This window comes from Brachyspira sp. SAP_772, from assembly GCF_009755885.1.
Taxonomy (GTDB): Bacteria; Spirochaetota; Brachyspiria; order Brachyspirales; family Brachyspiraceae; genus Brachyspira.
In genome coordinates, this window is sequence record NZ_VYIX01000002.1 from 563863 (window position 1) to 584075 (window position 20213).

The 20213-nt window shown below is 29.2% G+C and carries 21 protein-coding genes; 16 read left to right on the top strand and 5 right to left on the bottom strand.

Annotated features, from left to right (window positions below; genetic code table 11):
* The first annotated feature begins 18 nt into the window (after positions 1-18).
* The 4 genes from GQX97_RS07660 (at position 19) to rarD (ending at position 3387) form a co-directional block, all read left to right on the top strand.
* Positions 19-1047, top strand: coding sequence for a hypothetical protein (locus GQX97_RS07660; protein ID WP_157151357.1), 1029 nt, complete (start codon positions 19-21; stop codon positions 1045-1047).
* A 158-nt stretch (positions 1048-1205) separates the two neighbouring features.
* Positions 1206-1802, top strand: coding sequence for a superoxide dismutase (locus GQX97_RS07665; RefSeq protein WP_157151358.1), 597 nt, complete (start codon positions 1206-1208; stop codon positions 1800-1802).
* A 36-nt stretch (positions 1803-1838) separates the two neighbouring features.
* Positions 1839-2375: a rubrerythrin gene (rbr, locus tag GQX97_RS07670; protein ID WP_157151359.1), complete on the top strand. Its 537-nt coding sequence runs from the start codon at positions 1839-1841 to the stop codon at positions 2373-2375.
* A gap of 151 nt (positions 2376-2526) precedes the next feature.
* Positions 2527-3387, top strand: a complete 861-nt coding sequence (gene rarD / locus GQX97_RS07675; protein ID WP_157151360.1) for an EamA family transporter RarD — start codon at positions 2527-2529, stop codon at positions 3385-3387.
* A 63-nt stretch (positions 3388-3450) separates the two neighbouring features.
* On the opposite strand, the gene fabV (GQX97_RS07680) is transcribed toward rarD, so the two are convergent.
* Entirely contained in the window at positions 3451-4626 is a 1176-nt protein-coding gene (gene fabV, locus GQX97_RS07680; protein ID WP_157151361.1) for an enoyl-ACP reductase FabV, read from the bottom strand.
* Positions 4627-4781: 155 nt separating this feature from the next.
* Between fabV (GQX97_RS07680) and GQX97_RS07685 the strand changes: the two genes are divergently transcribed.
* On the top strand, positions 4782-5738 hold the full coding sequence (locus tag GQX97_RS07685) for an FkbM family methyltransferase (protein ID WP_157151362.1): 957 nt from the start codon (positions 4782-4784) through the stop codon (positions 5736-5738).
* A gap of 75 nt (positions 5739-5813) precedes the next feature.
* Here the strand turns inward: GQX97_RS07685 and fabV (GQX97_RS07690) are convergent, their stop codons facing one another.
* From fabV (GQX97_RS07690) to GQX97_RS07700, 3 genes are all read right to left on the bottom strand, one after another.
* Positions 5814-6992, bottom strand: coding sequence for an enoyl-ACP reductase FabV (gene fabV, locus GQX97_RS07690; RefSeq protein WP_157151363.1), 1179 nt, complete (start codon positions 6990-6992; stop codon positions 5814-5816).
* 130 nt (positions 6993-7122) lie between these two features.
* Positions 7123-7332 (bottom strand): DUF2905 domain-containing protein, encoded by a 210-nt coding sequence (locus tag GQX97_RS07695; RefSeq protein ID WP_157151757.1) that lies wholly within the window; start codon positions 7330-7332, stop codon positions 7123-7125.
* Between the two features lie 59 nt (positions 7333-7391).
* On the bottom strand, positions 7392-8078 hold the full coding sequence (locus GQX97_RS07700) for a TrkA family potassium uptake protein (RefSeq protein WP_157151364.1): 687 nt from the start codon (positions 8076-8078) through the stop codon (positions 7392-7394).
* Positions 8079-8295: 217 nt separating this feature from the next.
* Here GQX97_RS07700 and GQX97_RS07705 point away from each other — a divergent pair, with 217 nt between their 5' ends.
* From GQX97_RS07705 to priA, 11 genes are all read left to right on the top strand, one after another.
* Positions 8296-8799: a hypothetical protein gene (locus GQX97_RS07705; RefSeq protein ID WP_157151365.1), complete on the top strand. Its 504-nt coding sequence runs from the start codon at positions 8296-8298 to the stop codon at positions 8797-8799.
* 22 nt (positions 8800-8821) lie between these two features.
* Complete coding sequence (locus GQX97_RS07710; RefSeq protein ID WP_157151366.1) at positions 8822-9601, top strand: SDR family NAD(P)-dependent oxidoreductase; 780 nt, start codon at positions 8822-8824, stop codon at positions 9599-9601.
* Between the two features lie 29 nt (positions 9602-9630).
* Positions 9631-11502 carry a hypothetical protein gene (locus tag GQX97_RS07715; RefSeq protein ID WP_157151367.1) on the top strand — a complete coding sequence of 624 codons (1872 nt, stop codon included), beginning with the start codon at positions 9631-9633 and terminating at the stop codon, positions 11500-11502.
* 3 nt (positions 11503-11505) lie between these two features.
* Entirely contained in the window at positions 11506-12435 is a 930-nt protein-coding gene (locus GQX97_RS07720) for a lysophospholipid acyltransferase family protein (RefSeq protein WP_157151368.1), read from the top strand.
* A 103-nt stretch (positions 12436-12538) separates the two neighbouring features.
* Positions 12539-14047: a Do family serine endopeptidase gene (locus tag GQX97_RS07725; protein WP_157151369.1), complete on the top strand. Its 1509-nt coding sequence runs from the start codon at positions 12539-12541 to the stop codon at positions 14045-14047.
* Positions 14048-14231: 184 nt separating this feature from the next.
* Positions 14232-14975 (top strand): tRNA pseudouridine(38-40) synthase TruA, encoded by a 744-nt coding sequence (gene truA / locus GQX97_RS07730; RefSeq protein ID WP_157151370.1) that lies wholly within the window; start codon positions 14232-14234, stop codon positions 14973-14975.
* A gap of 41 nt (positions 14976-15016) precedes the next feature.
* Entirely contained in the window at positions 15017-16060 is a 1044-nt protein-coding gene (gene aroF / locus GQX97_RS07735; RefSeq protein WP_157151371.1) for a 3-deoxy-7-phosphoheptulonate synthase, read from the top strand.
* Positions 16061-16262: 202 nt separating this feature from the next.
* The gene (rplM, locus tag GQX97_RS07740; protein WP_157151372.1) at positions 16263-16718 is read left to right on the top strand and encodes a 50S ribosomal protein L13; all 456 of its coding nucleotides are present in this window, start codon (positions 16263-16265) and stop codon (positions 16716-16718) included.
* A gap of 14 nt (positions 16719-16732) precedes the next feature.
* Positions 16733-17131: a 30S ribosomal protein S9 gene (rpsI, locus tag GQX97_RS07745; RefSeq protein WP_157151373.1), complete on the top strand. Its 399-nt coding sequence runs from the start codon at positions 16733-16735 to the stop codon at positions 17129-17131.
* 43 nt (positions 17132-17174) lie between these two features.
* Positions 17175-17540, top strand: a complete 366-nt coding sequence (locus GQX97_RS07750; protein WP_157151374.1) for a TraR/DksA family transcriptional regulator — start codon at positions 17175-17177, stop codon at positions 17538-17540.
* Positions 17540-19534 carry a primosomal protein N' gene (gene priA / locus GQX97_RS07755; RefSeq protein ID WP_157151375.1) on the top strand — a complete coding sequence of 665 codons (1995 nt, stop codon included), beginning with the start codon at positions 17540-17542 and terminating at the stop codon, positions 19532-19534. Before GQX97_RS07750 ends, priA begins: the two co-directional genes overlap by 1 nt.
* Here priA and GQX97_RS07760 read toward each other — a convergent pair.
* The gene (locus GQX97_RS07760; protein WP_157151376.1) at positions 19531-20139 is read right to left on the bottom strand and encodes a response regulator; all 609 of its coding nucleotides are present in this window, start codon (positions 20137-20139) and stop codon (positions 19531-19533) included. The genes priA and GQX97_RS07760 overlap by 4 nt on opposite strands.
* Positions 20140-20213 lie beyond the last annotated feature (74 nt).

The following is a 20213-nucleotide window of genomic DNA, read 5'->3' on the forward strand; positions in this document are numbered from 1 at the left end:
AACCTATAGGAGTTATACATGAAAAAGCTATTTCTTGTATTAAGTGTAATGATCTTATCATTAAATCTTGTTTATGCTCAGGATGAAGCACAACAAACTACTGAACAGCAGACAACAACTCAAGAACAAACTACTACCGATACTGCTGCAACAGAAAATACAAATACTGTAGAAGGTATAGTGCCTTTCTCACCTAATTTTGCAGATTTGAGAAATGTAGACGATGCTAATTTAGATAGAGAATATAATCTTCTTCAAACTAATTTAAATATTATAAAAGATGATTATCTTTTTAGAGTATTATATAAAGCTAATAAAATATTACAAAATTATACTAATGTTAATTTTACAGATACTAATGAAATGTTTTATAATGCTATCAATTATTATGATTTAGTAGCTAGACCTATAGCTAATGATAATAATGTTGATTTAGGACTTAAAGAAATTTATAAAGCTATTGATTTATATGAGCAAGTTAGACCTACTTATGAAATTTTAGGCAAAACTAATGAACTTGCTAAAACTGATTATGAATTAAATCTTTATGCTGGTATACTTAATTTATTTAAAGGTTCTCCTAGTTATTATTCAGTAAGCAGATATCACTTCAATAAAGCTTTATCAAATGAAATAAATAATCAAAATTCTACTACTAATTTAATAATGCTTAATACTTATTTAGCTGGTGTTAATTATTTATTAGCTAACAATGTAAATACTGGTGATATTAGAAGAGTTTATTATCTTAATGAGATGTTTAATAACTTATGGGATTTAACTACTTTGAAAAATGAAGATGAAAATATTAAATCTGCTAAATATAAACTTCTTATCACTAAATATCATAAAATATTATATACAACTTCTGACAGATTTAGAGCTATATATTCTAAATATTATGATGAGTTAGGTTTTGTATATGCTAATACAGAAGATGAGGTATTATCTAGAGAGGTAGCTCCTGTTTATAAAGAAGGAGAAGCAAACGAAGCTAATACAGCAGATACAACTACTACTACAGAAAATACAGAAACAGCACAATAATTAAGAATAAAAAATAACTTAAGGCATGTCAATTTTAATTGGCATGCCTTATTAATATATATTACTAATAAGTTAATTGTATTATTTAATAAATACACTTGACATAAATGAAAAATAGTTTAATATTTTTAATGTTTAATAAATAAAGGAGATAAAATATGTTTGAATTAATGAAATTGCCTTATGGTAAAGAGGATTTATCACCATATATGTCTTCAAATACTTTAGACTTCCATCATGGCAAACACTTAAATGCTTATGTAACAACAGTTAATGATTTGGTATCTAAGGATAAGTCATTAGAAGGAAAAAGTATAGAAGAGTTAATACTTCTTTCTCATAACAATAGCGAAAAGCAAGCATTATTTAACAATGCTGGTCAGGTTTATAACCATGAAGAGTTTTTCAAAATGTTGAAGAAAGACGTTGCTATACCTGCTGAAGTAAAAAGCAAAATAGAAGCAGATTTTGGCAGCTTTGATGCTTTTAAAGAAGCATTTACTACAGGCGGTAAAACACAATTTGGTTCTGGCTGGGTATGGTTGGTATTAAATAACGGTAAATTAGAAGTTAGAAAATATGCTAATGCTATGAACCCTGTTGCTGATAAAGTACATGGTGTTTTAACTTGCGATGTTTGGGAGCATGCTTATTATTTAGATTATCAAAATAGAAGACCTGATTTCCTTACTACTTTTGTAGAACATTTAGTAAATTGGGATTATGTTGCAGAGAGATTAAATAAGGCAAAATAAGTTAATTTTTAATAATACAATTTAAGGAGAAATAAAATGAAAGATTTGAAAGGAACAAAAACAGAAAAGAACTTACAAGATGCTTTTGCTGGCGAATCTATGGCTAGGAATAAGTATACATATTTTGCAAGCGTTGCTAGAAATGAAGGTTATGAGCAAATAGCTGCAATATTCCTTGAAACAGCAGAAAACGAAAGAGAACATGCTAAAGTACATTTTAAATATCTTAACGGTATAGGTGATACTCTTCAAAACTTACAATCTGCTTGGGAAGGCGAGAACTATGAGTATGAAGAAATGTATCCTACTATGTCTAAAGAAGCTGCTGCTGAAGGTTTCGATGAGATAGCTAATTCTATGAGATTAATCGGCGATGTTGAAAAAGAACATAGAGAGCGTTATGCTAAATTAAGAGAAGCTGTAAAAAACGGTACAGTTTTCAAAAGAAATACTAAAGTTCAATGGAAATGCAGAAACTGCGGATATATATATGAAGGTGAGGCTGCTCCTGAAATTTGTCCTGCTTGTAAACATGCTAAAAAATTCTTTGAAGTTAGAGTTGAGAATTATTAATTTGTAATAACTAATTAGAAATAATAGGGGGCTTGAATAAGGCCTCCTTTTTTTGTGTGTTTTTTATTTTTATTTAAAAATATAATATTGAAAATATTTAAATTGAGTTTATTATATTTCAAAAATTTAAAATGGAATAATAAATTAATTTATGTCAAACAATAATAACAAATCTATTTTTATAGCAGCTAGTGCTTATATAATGTGGGGGCTTCTTCCTATATATTGGAAGGCTGTTCAGAATTTTGATTCTGCTTTTGTGCTTGGGGTGAGAGTTATCACTACTTTTATATTTACTCTTATTATAATAATATTTAAAAAAGCTAATCTATACAGAGGCATGAAGCCTTTAATTTTAATTTTTATAGCTGGTATTTTTCTTGGAGTTAATTGGTTTTTATATATTTACACTGTAAACTCTGGTCATGTATTGGAAGCAGGACTTGCTTATTATATTGCTCCTATTTTAAGTATATTAATAGGCATAATATTTTTTAGAGAGAAAAAAACTCTATTAGAATATTTAGCTATTGTTTTAATGTTTATTGGAATGATATATCAAACTATTACATTAGGCAAACCTCCTGTAATGGCGTTTTTTATAGGTTTAACTTTTTCTATATATGGAATATTAAAAAAGATGACTATATACTCAGGCTGGGAGAGTTTATTTTTGGAGACTTTATCTATACTAATACCTTCAATTATTTTATCTAAACTTTATTTTCCAACAACACCTCAGCCTACTAGTACTTGGATAACTTTAATGTTTGCAGGAATTGCAACAGGCATACCATTATATTTATATGCAAAGGCTGCTAAATCTTTAGAGGTTTCTACTTTAGGCTTTTTACAGTTTTTTGTTCCTTTGCTTGCAACATTGCTTGCTATATTTGTTTATAAAGAGGAGTTGAATTTAAATAGAGCTATTACATTGGCTATTATTATATTGGCAGCTATTCTTTATGCTGTGTCAATATTTAGAAAATCTAAGACTAACAAGAAAATATAAATTAAAAAATAAAAGGGCTATACATAAAGTAAAGCCCTTAAATAATTTTTTATTAATTAAAAATTATATTTCTACATCCTTAGAATAATCTATTCCTTCAACTTCAAATCCATGCATATTCATATAATCTTTTCTAAACATAGACATATCAGCTAACTCTTTTAAATTATCCTGATTAAGTATTTTCCACACATTTAATACTTCTTCTTGAACATCTTTTTTAAGTTCCCAATCATCAAGCCTAATTCTATTAACAGAGTCTAAAGGTATATCGCCTCCATTATATAATTTATCACTTAATAATCTATACATCTGCTCAATACAGCCTTCATGTAATCCTTTAGCCTTCATTATTTTAAATAATATTCCAATATAAAGAGGCACTGTAGGTATAACAGAAGAAGCCCTTGTTACAACAGCTTTATTAACAGATATATAAGCATGTCCGTTTATCTTTTTTTGCATCTCTTTATCAAGTCTATGAGCTGTGTTTTCTATATCGTCTTTAGCTCTTCCAATAGTTCCGTCTCTGTAAACTGCTTTAGTGATTTCTGGTCCTATATAAGAATAAGCTATATTAATTGCATTTTCTGCAAGTAAATCTGCTTCAAGTAAAGCATTAGTCCAAAGCTCCCAGTCTTCTCCTCCCATAACCTTTACAGTGTTTTTTATATCTTCATCGTTAGCAGGCTCTATAGAAACATTTAATAACTCTTCAGTCATAAAATCTATTCCCATACCTTCATATTTTTTTCCTATAGGCTTTAATGTAGAACGATGCAAAATACCAGTTTTTTCATCTGTTCTCACAGGAGCAGCTAAACTATATATAAATAAATCTATCTTTCCATCAAAAAATTTTTTAGCTTCTTTTATAACTTCTTCTTTTGAAGCATTTAAAAAAGCGTCCAAATTAAGACTTACTTCTTCTATACCATCTCTTTTAGCAAACTCACTGAAAGCCATATTATTATACCAGCCCGGTGTAGCTGTTCTTCTCTCTGTAGCTGCTTTTTCTAATGAAACTCCCATAGTTTTAGCTCCAAGTCCATAAGCTATAGCAATTCTGCTAGCAAGGCCGTATCCTCCAGAGCTTCCTAATATAAGAGCATTTTTTACATTTGATTTTATTTTTCCTTTTGATTTTACATAATTAATTTGATTTTCTACTTCCTTTCTGCATCCTAATGGGTGAGCTGTAGTACATATATTATTCAATATTTTAGGCGCTACTATCATTTATGTATCTCCTTTAATAAAATTATTATCTTAAAATATATCTATACTTTATAATAGAATTGTATTTTTTTCAATAAAATAAAATTATATCAAAATAATAATTACATAATATTCTTTTATATGTTATACTATATAAAAAAAATTATGGTGTTTTTATGAGTATATCAAATGATTTATTAAATGACTGCAGAAAAAAATTAGGAAACAAGTTTACAAAAGAATTTATAAAAGAAAAAGAGAATAGCGATAATTTTATAAATGCATTAATTAATACAGATAATTTTGATATTTTTTATAATATGCTTGAAGAAGATTATTCTAAGAATATTTTTAGGAAAGTAGTATTATATAGGTATATGCTTGCTTTTAATCCTAAGGTGCATAAAAATTTATTAAAGGAAATATTATTTAGTTTTAAATACGGCATCATATCAACATTTAAATGGATTATAAAAATGATATCTTTTTTAATTACTAAGAGATTTAAACTTCCTAAAGAAATAGGAGCTTGGGCATTATATTATATATTTTATTTAGAGCAGTATAATGTAAGAGATGTGTTTGAAGTGAATGGGGATAATGTATTATTTGATGTTGGTGCTTGGAAGGGAGACAGCAGCTACTTTTTTTCTAAGAGAAGCTCTAATAATGCAAAAATATATGCTTTTGAGCCAGATAATAATGCATACAATGTTCTTAAAAATATTAAAGATAAATATAATCTCAATAATGTAATACTTCAAAATGAGATTCTTTTAGATTGTGAAAAGGATATAGATTTTGTTTCTATGATACCAAATACTCCTACAGTAAAAAAGCATGCTATTACTTTAGATATGTTTGTAGAGAAAAACAACATAGAAAATATTGATTATATAAAAATGGATGTTGAAGGGGCGGAACAAAAAATTTTGGAAGGTGCCGTAAACACAATAAAAAAATATAGGCCGAGTTTAGCTATAGCGATTTATCATGGCGGAGAGCTTTTTATGGAAGATTTTTTTAAGATACCAGTATTTATAAAAAGCATTGCAGATGATTATGAGTACTACATAAGAAGCTATTCACCTCGGGGTGGGGAGACTATTCTTTTTTGTAAGCCAAAAGAGTAATTAAAAATAAAGGCATATCTAAAAAATAGACATGCCTTATTAATATTTCCTTATTATATATATTATATTTTATTATTATATTTGAACGTCAGCGTTATAATCAATGCCGTCTAAACCAAAGCCGTGAAGATGTAAATACTCATCTCTAAATTGATTTAAATCTGCATTTTCTTTTAATGTAGTATTATCTTTAATTTTATCCCAAGCAAGAGCAACCTCTTTTTGTACGTCTTCTCTAAGCTCCCAGTCATCTAATCTTAATCTTTGTTTTTCATCAAGTATAAAGCCTTTGTCAGAATAGATTTTTTCTGCGAATTGTCTATACATTTGCTCTATACAGCCTTCATGAATATTTTTATCTTTCATTACTTTAAACAATATGCTTATATACAAAGGCATAGCAGGTATAACAGCAGAAGCTCTAGTAACAACCGCCTTAGCAACACTTACATAAGCATGACCATGAAGTTTTTCTTGCATCATCTTATCAATATTTATAGCAGTCTCTTCTAAATCATCTTTAGCCCTTCCAATAGTGCCGTCTCTATATATAGCCTTAGTCATCTCTGGTCCTATATAAGAATAAGCCAAAGTTAAAGCATTCTCAGAGAGCATATCTTCTTTTATTAGAGCCTCAATCCATAATCTCCAATCATCTCCGCCCATTACTTTTACAGTAGCTTTAATCTCTTCTTCACTAGCAGCAGGCATGTTTACCTGTATAAGCTCTTCAGTCATAAAATCAACACCAAATCCGCTATAATCTTTTCCTATAGGTTTTAAAGTAGAACGATATGTAATGCCCTCTTTTTCATCTTTTCTAATACCAGTAGCCAAACTATATATAACACAGTCTATTTTGCCATCAAAAAAGTTTTTAGCTTCTTTAATAATATTTTCTTTTGAAGATTCTAAAAAAGCATCTCCTACTATAGTTTTTTCTTTAATGCCGTCTCTTTTAGCAAACTCACTAAAAGCCATATTGTTATACCAGCCCGGTGTAGCAGTTTTTTCTTCTGATGCTGCTCTTTCAAATGATACGCTTAAAGTATTTGCATTCATACCATATGCTAACACTATTCTGCTTGCAAGACCATATCCGCCAGACCCTCCAAGTATTAAAGCGTTTTTTATGTTTGACTTTATCTTTCCTTTTGATTTAACATAGTTAATCTGATTTTCTACTTCTTTTTTGCATCCTAATGGATGAGAAGTTCTGCATACATTATTTGCTATTTGAGGTTTTACTACCATAATCATTAATCCTCTCTTTAATTTTTAATTAATTTTTTATTTTACATTAAGGATATATCATATTATATATTTTTCAATAGCAAATATATGATAATTAGTCTTTTTATTGTTACAAAATACACTTTTTTTATTAAAATTTGGAAATTATCCACATTATAAGAGACAATATTATACTAGCTATTATAGAAGTTACTATTGGAAATGCAAAAGTGAAATTTTCTTTTTTTATAACAATATCTCCCGGAAGTTTTCCGATTGGGATTTTTAATAATATTAATATGCCTATTATTATAGCAATGATTCCTACAACAATAAGCATTTTTGCAAAGTAGTTATTCATCATATTCTCTTATTAAATTATATTACTTTTTATTTATTTAAAAAATGTTTTATAAAAAATTATTCAGAGAGTTTTCTATTTAATTTTTCTATGTCTTTATCGTGCCCAGCTATTACAAGTATGTCCCCCTCAACCATAGACTCTTCAGGGTCAGGAGTACAATCAACTATAATCTTTTTCTCTCCCAATATACTAGTTGTTTCTTTTTTTATAGCTACAACATTAATTTTATATTTCTTTCTCAAATCAAGTTCTTTTAAGTTTTTGCCAGCAAGCCCAGCATGCACAGGAAACTCTACTATTGAGTGGTATTCTGTTAAGTCGTATAAAAGCAGAGAATCTCCAACTTCAAGCTGTTCAGCTATATGTATTCCCATTGACTCTTCCGGACTTACAAGGTGGGTAATTCCTATTTTGCTTAATATAGCTTTATGTCTTTCATCAGAATATCTTGCTATTATATTTTTTACGTTGAGTTCTTTTAATATTAGTGAAGTTAATATGCTTGTCATAATATCTTCACCTATAGTAACTATAACAGCATCAAATTTATTAATTTCTATAGCCTCTAATGCTTCTCTTTGAGTAGAGTCTAATTTCAAAGCCTGAGTAACATTATTTTTTATAGCTTCTATTTCATTAATGTCATTATCTATTGCCAATACTTCTATTGAAGGTTTATTCATTAATCTATTTATTAGAGCCTTACCTAAAGTACCAACTCCTATAACTGCATATTGTAGCATCTGTGAATACCTCTATAAAAATAATTTTTTTTAATTGTTATTTAATTTAGTTCAATTATGTTTTTATTATAGTTTAATATAAAAAATTGTCAAAAACAAAATTAAAATATAGGTGTTATATGTATTATAATATAATATTAAATTTTGATTTAAGCTATTGCAATCATATTATTAATATATATAATATTAAATATATTAATAAACGGAGGTACGCTATATGAAAAATAACAAATTGTACTTACTTATAACTATTATGATGATGATAGTATTAACTTCTTGCGGAACAGGTGTGAGCAGAAACAATCCTGAAGGTTGGATAAATGATGATACTTTTAGAGTAATGGGGATGGGTTCGCCTAGTGATGATATAGATGTTGATGATAAGTTTAGAAGAGAAGTTGTATCAAGACAGGCTGCAGAGTTAGATGCTAAAAATAAAATAGTAGCTAAGATAGTTGGTTCTTATGTAGAATCTTTAAGCTCTACAGAAAAGGGAATGATAGATGAATATGTAATACAAGAGAGAGTTGCAGGAAGAGTGAGGGGAGTATCTATAATTGAGAGCAAATGGGACTCTAAACAAAATTGTACAGTTGTAGCAGAATTATATTCAAAGGGCTTAAAAAAACAAATGGATACTTTAATTTCAAAATATCTTCAAGAGGTTGGTATGCAATACACTGCAGAAGATGTTGCTGGCAGAGTAAGAACTGCTGAATAAATAATTATAAAGGCAAGTTTTTATGTATAAAGAAGATATTAAAGGCAGATTGGCTTTTATTTCTGGAGCTAGTGCTGGTATTGGTGAAGCTGTTGCGAAGATGCTTGCTTCTAATGGTGTTAATCTTATTCTAACAGCTAGGAGAATTGAAAAATTAGAGTCTCTTAAAAGTATGTTAGAGAAAGATTATAATATAAAAGTAAAAGTTATCAAAGTAGATTATGCCGATGTTAATAGCATAAAAAATGCTGTATCTTCATTAGAAAATGAATGGAAGAATATAGATATACTTATCAATAATGCAGGGCTTGCTTTGGGTAAGGATTATTTTTATAACAATGATATAGAAGACAGCTTGCAGATGATAAGAGTAAACTGCGAAGGTTTGATAGTATTAACTAGAATGATAATACCTCTAATGCTTAATAGTAAAAATGCTGATATCATTAATTTAGCTTCTACTGCTGCAGACGAGGCTTATTTTGGAGGAGCCATTTATTGTTCTAGTAAATCTTTTGTAGAGATGTTTGGAGATGTTTTAAGAGTTGAGTTAATAGACAAGCCTATAAGAGTAACAAATATAAAACCGGGTGCTGTAAACACAGAGTTTTCTACTGTTAGATTTAAAGGAGATAAAGAGAAGGCTGATAATGTTTACAAGGGTTTTGATCCTTTATATGCAGAAGATATAGCCGATAATATAGAATACGTTATCACTAGAAAAAGACATGTTCAAGTATCTAGTATGACTATTTTAGCAGGTAATCAGGCTACAGCCACTATGATACATAGGGGTAAATAATTATATAATATTTTTAGGAGTTATTTTCTATGGGTGATATAGATAATACTAGAAATAGATTAAAGCTAGATAATCTTAAAGAAGATGATAGAAGAAATTTATTTAATAAGTTTGTAGATGCAGGCGGTGAGGTAATAACCAACAGAAAAAAGCAATCTACACTTGACTATTCATCTAAAAAAACTACTTCTAGTTATAATAAACCTAAAAATAATAATTATTCTAATAGCACTCCAAGAGGAAATTATGTTTATACTAATGCCTCTCAAGCTCCAAAAAAGGAAAAGCCAACTAGTACATTAATTGTAAAAAAAAGAAAAAGTGTATTTTTAAGCTTAAAATTATGGCTTGATGCTTTATCTAATAAAACAATAACAACCTTTGGAGGAAATGTACATAATAAGTTTTTGGGCTTTATAGATAAGAATGTTATATCAGCATTTTTGGAGATGGATACTTTTATATTTAATGCTCTAAATCCAATGGATGATAATTCTCTAGAGCCTAAAAGTAAAAAAGAAAAAATATTAGCTCAATTTGCTAATGATTTGGAAGATGTTGAACTTTTAGAGCGTATAAAAGATCAATATGATGAAAATATTTATAAGACTTTTTTAAGACAGTATAAAGATTTACATTCCCCTACAAAAGCAAGCAGTTATGTGAATGAACTTAAGGCTATGTTTAAGCCTTTATATATTTTGCATGCTTATTCTTCAAAATTAAAATTGGCAGGAGAAAAAGCTTTGCTTGCATATTCTATAGTAGATAATATTAGTAAGGGAGTTATTAATCCTAGAATATCTAATTTTAAAAAAGATGTAGATTTAATATATTCAAAATATTATCCTAGATTATTCTCTTTGCTTCAATATGCTTCTAAAGAAAAACTTGAAACATTGTCTGATATTAATAATTTTCTAGGTATCACAGAAACAGATGTAGTTGGATATTATACTAAAATCAAAAAAGAAAAAGAATTAAAGCAAAAAGAAGAAATTACAAAACAGCAGCAAGAAGAAACAAAAGAGACTCAAACAGCTGAAGACAATGAAGAAGAAAAATTAATGAAAATAGAATCTATAGGCGTAAAACTTATAGAGAAAGTGGTTTCATTTAGAAAAGCAGATAATAATATAGAAATAGAAAGTGATCCTTTTTTTAAAGTATCAGATGATGATAAAATATATAGAATAAAAGTATTATTAGATTTTTTAGATAGAGAGTATTCTGTATTATTTGTTTCTAATAAAGTAAAATATAATTTGCTTTATGATAATTTGGTGAGAACAGATTATAAGAGTGATTTTAATAACATATTTTTATCGCTATCAGATTCTAATTCTAGATTTTTAGAGTACAGTGATATGTGCAAAAATGCTTTAAAAATAGAACAAGATACTACTATGAGATTTGAGCAAAGAGTATCTATGTTGGCTGAAAAAAATGGGCAAATATCTTACACTGCTAAAAACCTAAAATCACATATAGTTTCTATTATATCATCTCTAAAAAAGAAATTAGATAAACTATTATTAGATAGAGAAGAGAGAGAAAGGATAATAGCAAATCCTAATGAGATATTAACATTCTTTTCTGATGTTAGCGGCAGTAAAAAAAGAATACAGGGATATAATGTATTAAAAGCTTTAACAGAGGCTTATTATTTTGTATCTGGTTTTTATTATTTAATTACAGCAGGAGAATTATCTGGAGCTGGAATATTAATAGAAGGTGCTAAAAAATCAGAAGAAAATGTTGCTAAACAAAAAGAAGAAAATAGTGTTAAAGATGAAAAAAAAGATGATTTAGACGATAATTTAAAAAATATTGAAGAAGAATTAACAAATGAATCTGATGAATCTGAGTTGAAGAAAGATGATGATAATGTTCAGGAGTAGGAATTGGCTTACAAATCAAATAAAATTATTATGCTTGAGTATATTCCATTAAGAATATTAATGGAAGTTATATCGTTTTTTCCTTATATTTTTGTGATATTTTTTGCAAAGATTATAGGGATTTTGATGTTTTATGTAGCTCCAAAGACAAGGAAAATTGCTTTAATTAATTTGAAGCAGGCTTTTCCAGAGAAATCTTATTTGGAGAGAAGGCTTATTGCTAGACGTTCTATGAAATCTATGATGATGACTTTTGCCGAGTTTATAAAGGCTTCAAGGATGTCAGATGAACAAATATTAAAACGTATAAAGATAGAAGGCAGAGAGATATTCGATAAGGCTTTAGAAGAAAATAAGGGAGCTGTAGTTATTACAGGGCATATTGGTAATTGGGAGTTTATAGCTTCATATTTTGGCATTCATGGATATAATCCTAGTGTTATAGTGAGGCCTTTAGATAATCCTAAACTAGATGCTTATATGAAGTCTTGGAGAGAAAAAAGAGGGGCTAAATGTATTGCTAGGAAGGGCAATTTAAAAGATATATTTTATGCTTTGAGAGAAAATAAGCCTGTTGCTTTTTTATGCGATCAGAATTACATAGATGGAATTTATGTTGATTTTTTTGGTGAGAAATGTGCTACTGCTGTTGGACCTGTTGCAGTTGCCATGAAGACCAAAGCTCCTATAGTTATAATGTATGATGTGCCTGATAGGTATGGTCATCATAAAATAATTGTTTCTGAGATGATGTATATAGAAGAGAAAGAGACTAAAGAGGAGACTTTATATTATAATACTCAAAAATATACTAAGAAATTAGAAGATATTATAAGAAAGTATCCTGAAAATTGGCTTTGGGTGCATCCAAGATGGAATACTCGTCCTAATGGAGAGCCTGAAGTATTTTATAAGCATAATAATTACAGATAATTTTTACTTTACTTTTTTATAACAGGTTTATATAGTGAAATCATCATTCAATCAATATAATAAAATTAAAAATAAACTACAATTATAGGAGGTAGTTATATATATGAATCAAAATAAAAAATCGTTTATGTTTTTTCTAAATCTTGGTCTTACATTCACTTTATTAGGAATAATAATATCATTTTTTATATTTTCTTATGAGAAGAACTCTAAAGACGGAGATTTTATTGTACATGCACAGGCTGCACCAGAAAAGGCTGCTTTTAATGGTTCTTTAGATGGGGCTTTAGAGGTTGAGAGTGCTATTAGAGAAGTTGTTAATAAGAATATGCCTGCTGTTGTTAATATATCTACAGAGATTGAGTCTGGTCAGACTTATGAAGATAGATATGCTGATGAGTTTTTTAGATTTTTCTTTGGAGATCAAATGCCTAGACAAAGAAGAAGCCAAAAATCTTTAGGAAGCGGTTTCATAGTTAATGATGAAGGATATGTTCTTTCTAATTACCATGTTGTTAAGGGTGCTACTAAGATTATGGTTGTTTTATATGGTGAAGATGAGGAGTTGCCTGCTAAATTAATAGGTTATGATGAGGCTTATGATTTAGCTTTATTGAAAATAGAATCTGATAGAGTATTTCCTTATGTAGCTTTAGGAGACAGTGATGCTATTGAACCCGGTGAATTTGCTATCGCTATTGGTAACCCTTATGGTTTAAATAATACTGTTACTTTTGGTATAGTTAGTGCTAAAGGTAGAAGCGATGTTGGAGCTAATAGATATCAGAGATACATTCAAACTGATGTTGCTATAAACCCCGGTAATTCTGGCGGACCTTTATTTAATATACATGGTCAGGTTATAGGAATTAATACTTTGATATATTCTACTTCCGGCGGAAGCATTGGTATAGGTTTTGCTACTCCTATTAACATTGCTACTTCTGTTATGAAAGATTTAAAAGAAAATGGAAGAGTTACTAGAGGTTATTTAGGAATATATTTACAAGACATTGATGAAAATCTTTCTAGAGGTTTAAATGTTAAACAAAATACTGGTGTATATGTAAGTGAGGTTATACCTAATTCACCTGCTTCTAAGGGCGGTTTACAAGATGGTGATATTATTATTGAGTTTGATGGCGAGAGAATGACTAAGAGTGTTGACTTATTTAATAAAGTTGCTACTACTAAAGTTGGAAGCAAAGTTGAAGTTAAATATTTAAGAAATGGAAAAGAAAGAGTTACAAGAATTACAATAGAGGCTAGAGAAGAAGATGAAGATGTTGTACCTAGTTCTAATTCATCACAAAGCTCAAGAGATGCTAATGCTTGGATGGGTTTAGATGTTTCTGAGGTTACTCCAGAGATATCTCAAAGACTTCAGATTAGAAGCAATGAGAGGGGTGTTGTTGTATTAAATATGACTCAAAGCTCTAAAGCTTATGCTGCAGGACTTAGACCTGGTGATGTAATTAAGGCTATTAATGGAATAACAATATCTAATATTGATGATTATAATAAGTTTGTTAAATCTTATGGTGATGATAAGTCATTTACAATTACAATAAAACGCTCTAGAATGACTTATGTTATTATTATAGAAGAATAAAACTTATAAATATATTATTATTTGGGAGCTGGGATATTATTATTTCTCAGCTCTTTTTTATTTTTAGTATTTTGTGTAATAATTAAAAAATACTTATTAAAAAATATTACTATAATAATAATTTGACTTAATTTATTATTATAGTATGATTATTCAAATATAATTTTTACTAGTATAAATAATAATGACAAATATAAAAATAACAATACAATATGACGGCACAGATTTTTATGGCTGGCAGATACAGCCTAATTTGAGAACGGTTCAGGGTGAAATTTACAAGGCGGTTCAAAAAATATATTCAAAAAAAAGCACCATATATGGATGCGGACGAACTGATGCTGGGGTGCATGCTTTGGGGCAGGTGGCTAATTTTAGGGTTGAAAAAATGCTTGTGCCTATAGAAAGGGTTACTAGGGCTTTAAACTCTTCTCTTCCTAAGGATATAAGAATAATTAATGCTGAAGTGGTTGATGATAGTTTTAATGCAAGAGCTTCTGCTACTTTTAGAGAATATATTTATGTAGTACAAAACAGTGATATATCGGTTCCTTTTTATGAGAGATATTCTTGGTTTTATAGAAAAAATATTATAAATGAAAAGCTTATAAATGAATATGCAAAATATCTTATAGGTGAGCATAATTTTACATCTTTTTGCTCTACTGAAGATGAGAATGATTCTAAGTTTAGATATATTGAGAGAGTGAGAGCTATAAGAAAAAAAGATACTATATATTTTATTATAAGGGGCAATGCTTTTTTGCATAATATGGTTCGTATTATAGTTGGTACATTGGTTGAAGGACAAAGAAAGAATATGCCTATTAATTTTATAGAAGAGATATTAAAAAAAGAGGATAGAACTCTTGCTTTTGTAACTGCTCCTGCTCATGGGCTTTATTTTAGAAGGGCTTTTTTTAAATAGAAAATATATAAAATAATATTATTTTTTAAGGAGATTTTATTATGATAGTAGTAATGAAACCAAATGCCAAAGAAGAGCATATAGAAAGTATTATAGAAAGATTAAAAAATGCAGGTTTAGGAATACATAAAAGTGTTGGTGTGGATTATACAGTAATAGGAATGGTTGGTGATACTTCCAAGATAGACAGAGAATTAATAGCATCTTTACCCGGAGTATCAAAAGTTTTAAAAGTACAAGAGCCATTTAAAAGGGCAAATAGGGTATTTAAAAAAGAAGATACTATAGTAGATGTGTCTGGTGTAAAAATAGGAGGAGAGAAACCCGTAATAATAGCAGGACCTTGTTCTGTAGAAAGTGAGGAACAATTAATAAGCATAGCAAAAAGCGTAAAAGCTTCAGGAGCTTCAATGCTTAGAGGGGGAGCTTTTAAGCCAAGAACTTCACCTTATGCTTTTCAGGGCTTGGCACTTGACGGACTTAAAATATTAAAACTTGCAAAAGAAGAAGTTGGCATTCCTATAGTAAGTGAGATAGTATCTATTAGACATTTAGAAGATTTTGAAAATACTGTTGATATGATTCAAATTGGGGCAAGAAACATGCAAAACTTTGAGCTTCTAAAAGAGGTTGGAAAATTAAAAAAACCAATACTTTTAAAAAGGGGCTTAGCTAACACTATAGAAGAATGGCTAATGAGTGCTGAGTATATACTTAATCAGGGTAATGATAATGTGGTATTATGTGAGAGAGGAGTAAGAACATTTGAAACTTACACAAGAAACACTTTTGATGTATCGGCAATACCAGCAATAAAGCGTTTGAGCCATTTACCTGTTATAGGTGACCCTTCGCATGCAAGCGGTAAATCTTGGATGGCACTTCCTTTAACTCTTGCTACCATTTCTGCAGGTGCTGACGGTATGATTATAGAAGTGCATAATGACCCTGAGCATGCTTTATGTGATGGGGCACAATCTATAAGGCCAGAGGTGTTTGATGATATTATGCAGTCTGTTAATATGATATCTGATACTGTTGCAAAAATAAAAGAAAAACATAATGGCAAGATTTATACTAAATAAATTATATAAGTATAAAAAGATGAAATTAGGTTTGATATATTGTTATTTGTGCTAATTTAAATAAAAAATATAAAATTCATGTAATTTATGTGAAGTAAACTATAAAAAAATTTGACTTCATTAGTTATTTATGCTATAATTACTCACTCGTTACATTTTAGAATAAAAACCACAATATTTAAAAACTTTTAGAAGGTGTATTATGGATAAGAAAACATTAAAAACAAAAGATAATACTTATGTTTTATCCCAAAAAGATATAAAACAAAACTGGCTTATTATAGATGCTAAAGGTAAATCTTTAGGAAGAGTTGCTAGCAGAGCAGCTTATTTATTAAAAGGAAAACATAAAGTTGATTATGCTTACAACTTAGATAATGGTGATTATGTTATTATTATAAATGCTAAAGATATAGTATTAACAGGAAATAAAAAGAAAGGCAAAATACATTACAGACACACAGGTTATCCCGGCGGTATAAAATCTGTAAGCTATGGTGAGCTTTTAGAGAGAAATCCTGAAAGAATGGTTAAAATAGCTGTTAAGGGTATGCTTTCACATAATCCATTAGGCAGACAGCATCTTAAAAAGTTAAAAGTATATGCTGGCAGCGAACATCAGCATGAAGCTAATAAACCTACAGTTGTAAATATATAATTAGGAGTTAAAAAATGGCATCTAAACAATTAACTATATTCACAGGCAAAAGAAAAACTGCTAATGCTAGAGTTCGTATAACTTTAGGCAGCGGCAAAATTTTAATAAATGGTAAGAATTATGCTGAATATTTCTGTAATAGAGCAGCTTTACTTAAAGTTGTGGAAGACGCTTTAAAAGTAACAGGAAATTTAGGTAAATATGACGTATATGCTAATGTACGCGGCGGCGGAGTTTCTGCTCAAGCTGATGCTGTTAGACATGGTATAGCTAAAGCCTTAATAGGTGAGAGTCAAGACTTTAGAACTACTTTAAAACGTAATGGTTTCCTTACAAGAGACTCTCGTGTGGTTGAACGTAAAAAATACGGTAGATCTGGTGCTAGAAAGCTATTCCAATTCTCAAAACGTTAATTATATATTATTCTCTTAAAATATTATATAAGGTGTTTAAGAAATGAATGCTAAAAAATTAAAGAAATTTAAAGATTTAATCTTAGAAGAAAAAAGAAAGACTTTAGATGAATTATTAAGCGGTAATGAATCTTACGAAACACTTAAAGAAGATGCTCATGGGGATTTGGCTGATATAGCTTTTCAGGCTTACGAAAAACAAAATTTAGTATCTTTTTCACAAAAAGAAAGAGACAGATTAGATATGCTTAATAATGCTCTTAAAAGAATTGAAGATGGCTCTTATGGTAAATGTATAGATTGTAAAGAAGAAATTAATGAAGAGAGATTAACTGCTATACCATATACTTTAAGATGTATTAATTGTATGTCTAAATATGAAGATAAAAAACGTCGTGAAAAAATGTAATGTATGTTAAAGTTGTTTTTAACCTTCCTATAGATAAGGTACTTACATACAAAAAACCTGATGATATAAATGATAGTTTGATAGGCTGTAGGGTTATAGCTCCTATAAGAAATAGAGGCACTAAGGGTATTGTAATAGAAGAGACTGATGACCTTGATGGAGATTATAAAGTACTGCCTATCACTACTAGAATAGACCTTGAACCTATATGCTCTGAAAATGAATTTAATTTAGCTAAATGGATGAGCAGATATTATCACTCTTCCTACGGTGAGGCATTATTTGCTGCTTTACCCGCTGGAAATCCTTCCAAAAAGAAAACTACTCCTAAACCTATAAAAGTTAAACAAAAACCTTACCTTAAACTTAATGATGAACAAGAAAATGTTTTAAATATAATATTAAAAAGCATAGAAAAAGAAAAAAAAGCTAAAAGTTTTTTGCTTCATGGTGTTACTGGAAGCGGTAAAACAGAAGTTTATTTGCAGGCTATAAAAAGGGTAGTGGATTTAGGAAAACAGGCTATAGTTATACTTCCAGAAATATCTCTAACCCCTCAAACCATAAAAAGATTTGCTGAAAGGTTTGAAGGAAAGATTGCTGTGCTTCATAGTAAATTATCTCCTACTGCTAAATATAGATATTGGCAGATGATAAGAAATAATGAGATAAAAATTGTGATAGGAGCAAGAAGTGCTATATTTTCTCCTACCCCTAATCTTGGTATTATAGTGATAGATGAAGAGCATGAAACTAGTTATAAATCAAATGAAACTCCGAGGTATCATGCTAGGCAAATTGCTTTCTATAGAAAAGAGAGAGAAAATGCTACACTTATTTTGGGAAGTGCTACTCCTTCTCTTGAAAGTTATTATCATGCTTTAAATGGCACTATAGAGCTTCTTACTCTCACTAAAAGAGCAGCATCAATTAATATGCCGGAAGTTAAGATTTTGGATTTAAAAAAAGAAAAGAGGGCTGATTCTTTTCCAATGCTTACCCAAACACTGGTGGAAGAGATTAATAAAAAATTAGAGCTTAAAGAGCAGATAATATTATTTTTAAACAGAAAAGGATATGCACCAGTGGTGAGCTGTTCCCATTGCGGAGTGGTGTTGGAATGTCCTAATTGTTCTGTTTCGCTTACCTATCATAAAAAAAAGAATGTTGTTATGTGTCATTACTGCGGATATACTCAATTTGTAGAGGAGCTATGCGATAAATGTAACATTGGGCATTTTGAGAGAATTGGCACTGGTACAGAAAAAGTTGAAGAGAATCTTAATACTTTATTTCCAAATGCTGTTATAGAGAGAATGGATCAAGAAACTGTTGGCGGAACAAAAAAATATGAAGATATATTTAAAAGATTTGCAGACAAAGAAATAGATATTTTAATTGGAACTCAAATGATAGCTAAGGGGCTTGATTTTCCTAATGTTACTTTGGTTGGTGTTTTGCTTGCCGATATGTCGCTTCATATACCTGATTTTAGAAGTGCTGAGAGAACTTTTAATTTAATAACTCAAGTTGCGGGAAGAAGCGGAAGGGGAGATAAAAAAGGAGTTGTTTATATTCAAGCATTTAATACTAATCATTATGCTATACTTTATGCTAAAGAGCACGATTATATTTCTTTTTACAATAGAGAAATAGAAAATAGAAAACATACTGCAGGTTTGCCTTATCCTCCTTTTTTGAGATTGGTGAGGATTGTTGTACGAGGAATAGATGCCAAAAAAGTAGAAAGTGATGCCAACATTATAGCAGATTTAGCTAGAACTCTTACATATAAATATACTGAAAAAGTAGAAATATTGGGTGCTACTCCTTGTACTATGAGTAAGCTGAATAAATATTATAGATGGAATATTTTAATAAAAACTCTTTCGCATTCGCTCCTAAAAGAATTCTTTGAAAGTTTAAACAAATCCTTTATAGCTCAAAAAGGAAACTATATAGAAATAGATATAGACCCAATTAGTATGCTTTAAACATCTATATAAAATCTCAAAGCATTCTTAATTCTAGCATTTAACTCATTTTGACCAACAGGCTTTTGTACATAATCGCAAGCACCCTTTTCAAGTCCATTAACTACATCATCTTCATTATATTTTTTTGTGATTATAATAATAAGTGCCATTCTTAAGCTTATTTCTTTTTTTATCTCGTCTAATAAATAAAAATAATCCTTATCATCAGATAAATTAATATCCATTAGAATAATATCTGGAAGTATCTTTTTTAATTCATTTAATGGATTAGTTAAATTAGAAACTATAGAAACCTCATAATCTTCTCTAAGCCATTGCAAATAGTTCTTTCTTGTAATTTCAATAGGCTCTATAATTGCTATTTTATATTTAGATACTCTTCTTTTTAATTTAGCTCTCTTGTCTCTTTTATTGAATGCTAAAAATACTTTTAAATCTGCATATCTAATTTTGTATCTTTTTCCTGGTGTAACATCAGCTTTAAGTCCATAATGTCTTACCCAATAATTTACAGTAGTCCTCGATACTCCTAATATCTTTGAAACGTCTATTGGAGAGAGTAAATCATCATCTTCATATATAACATTTTTATCTAAATCCATTAAATATCCTTTATTTTTTTATAAATAAATAAAAAGATAGAATAATATATAGCTGTATATTTGTCAATAAATAT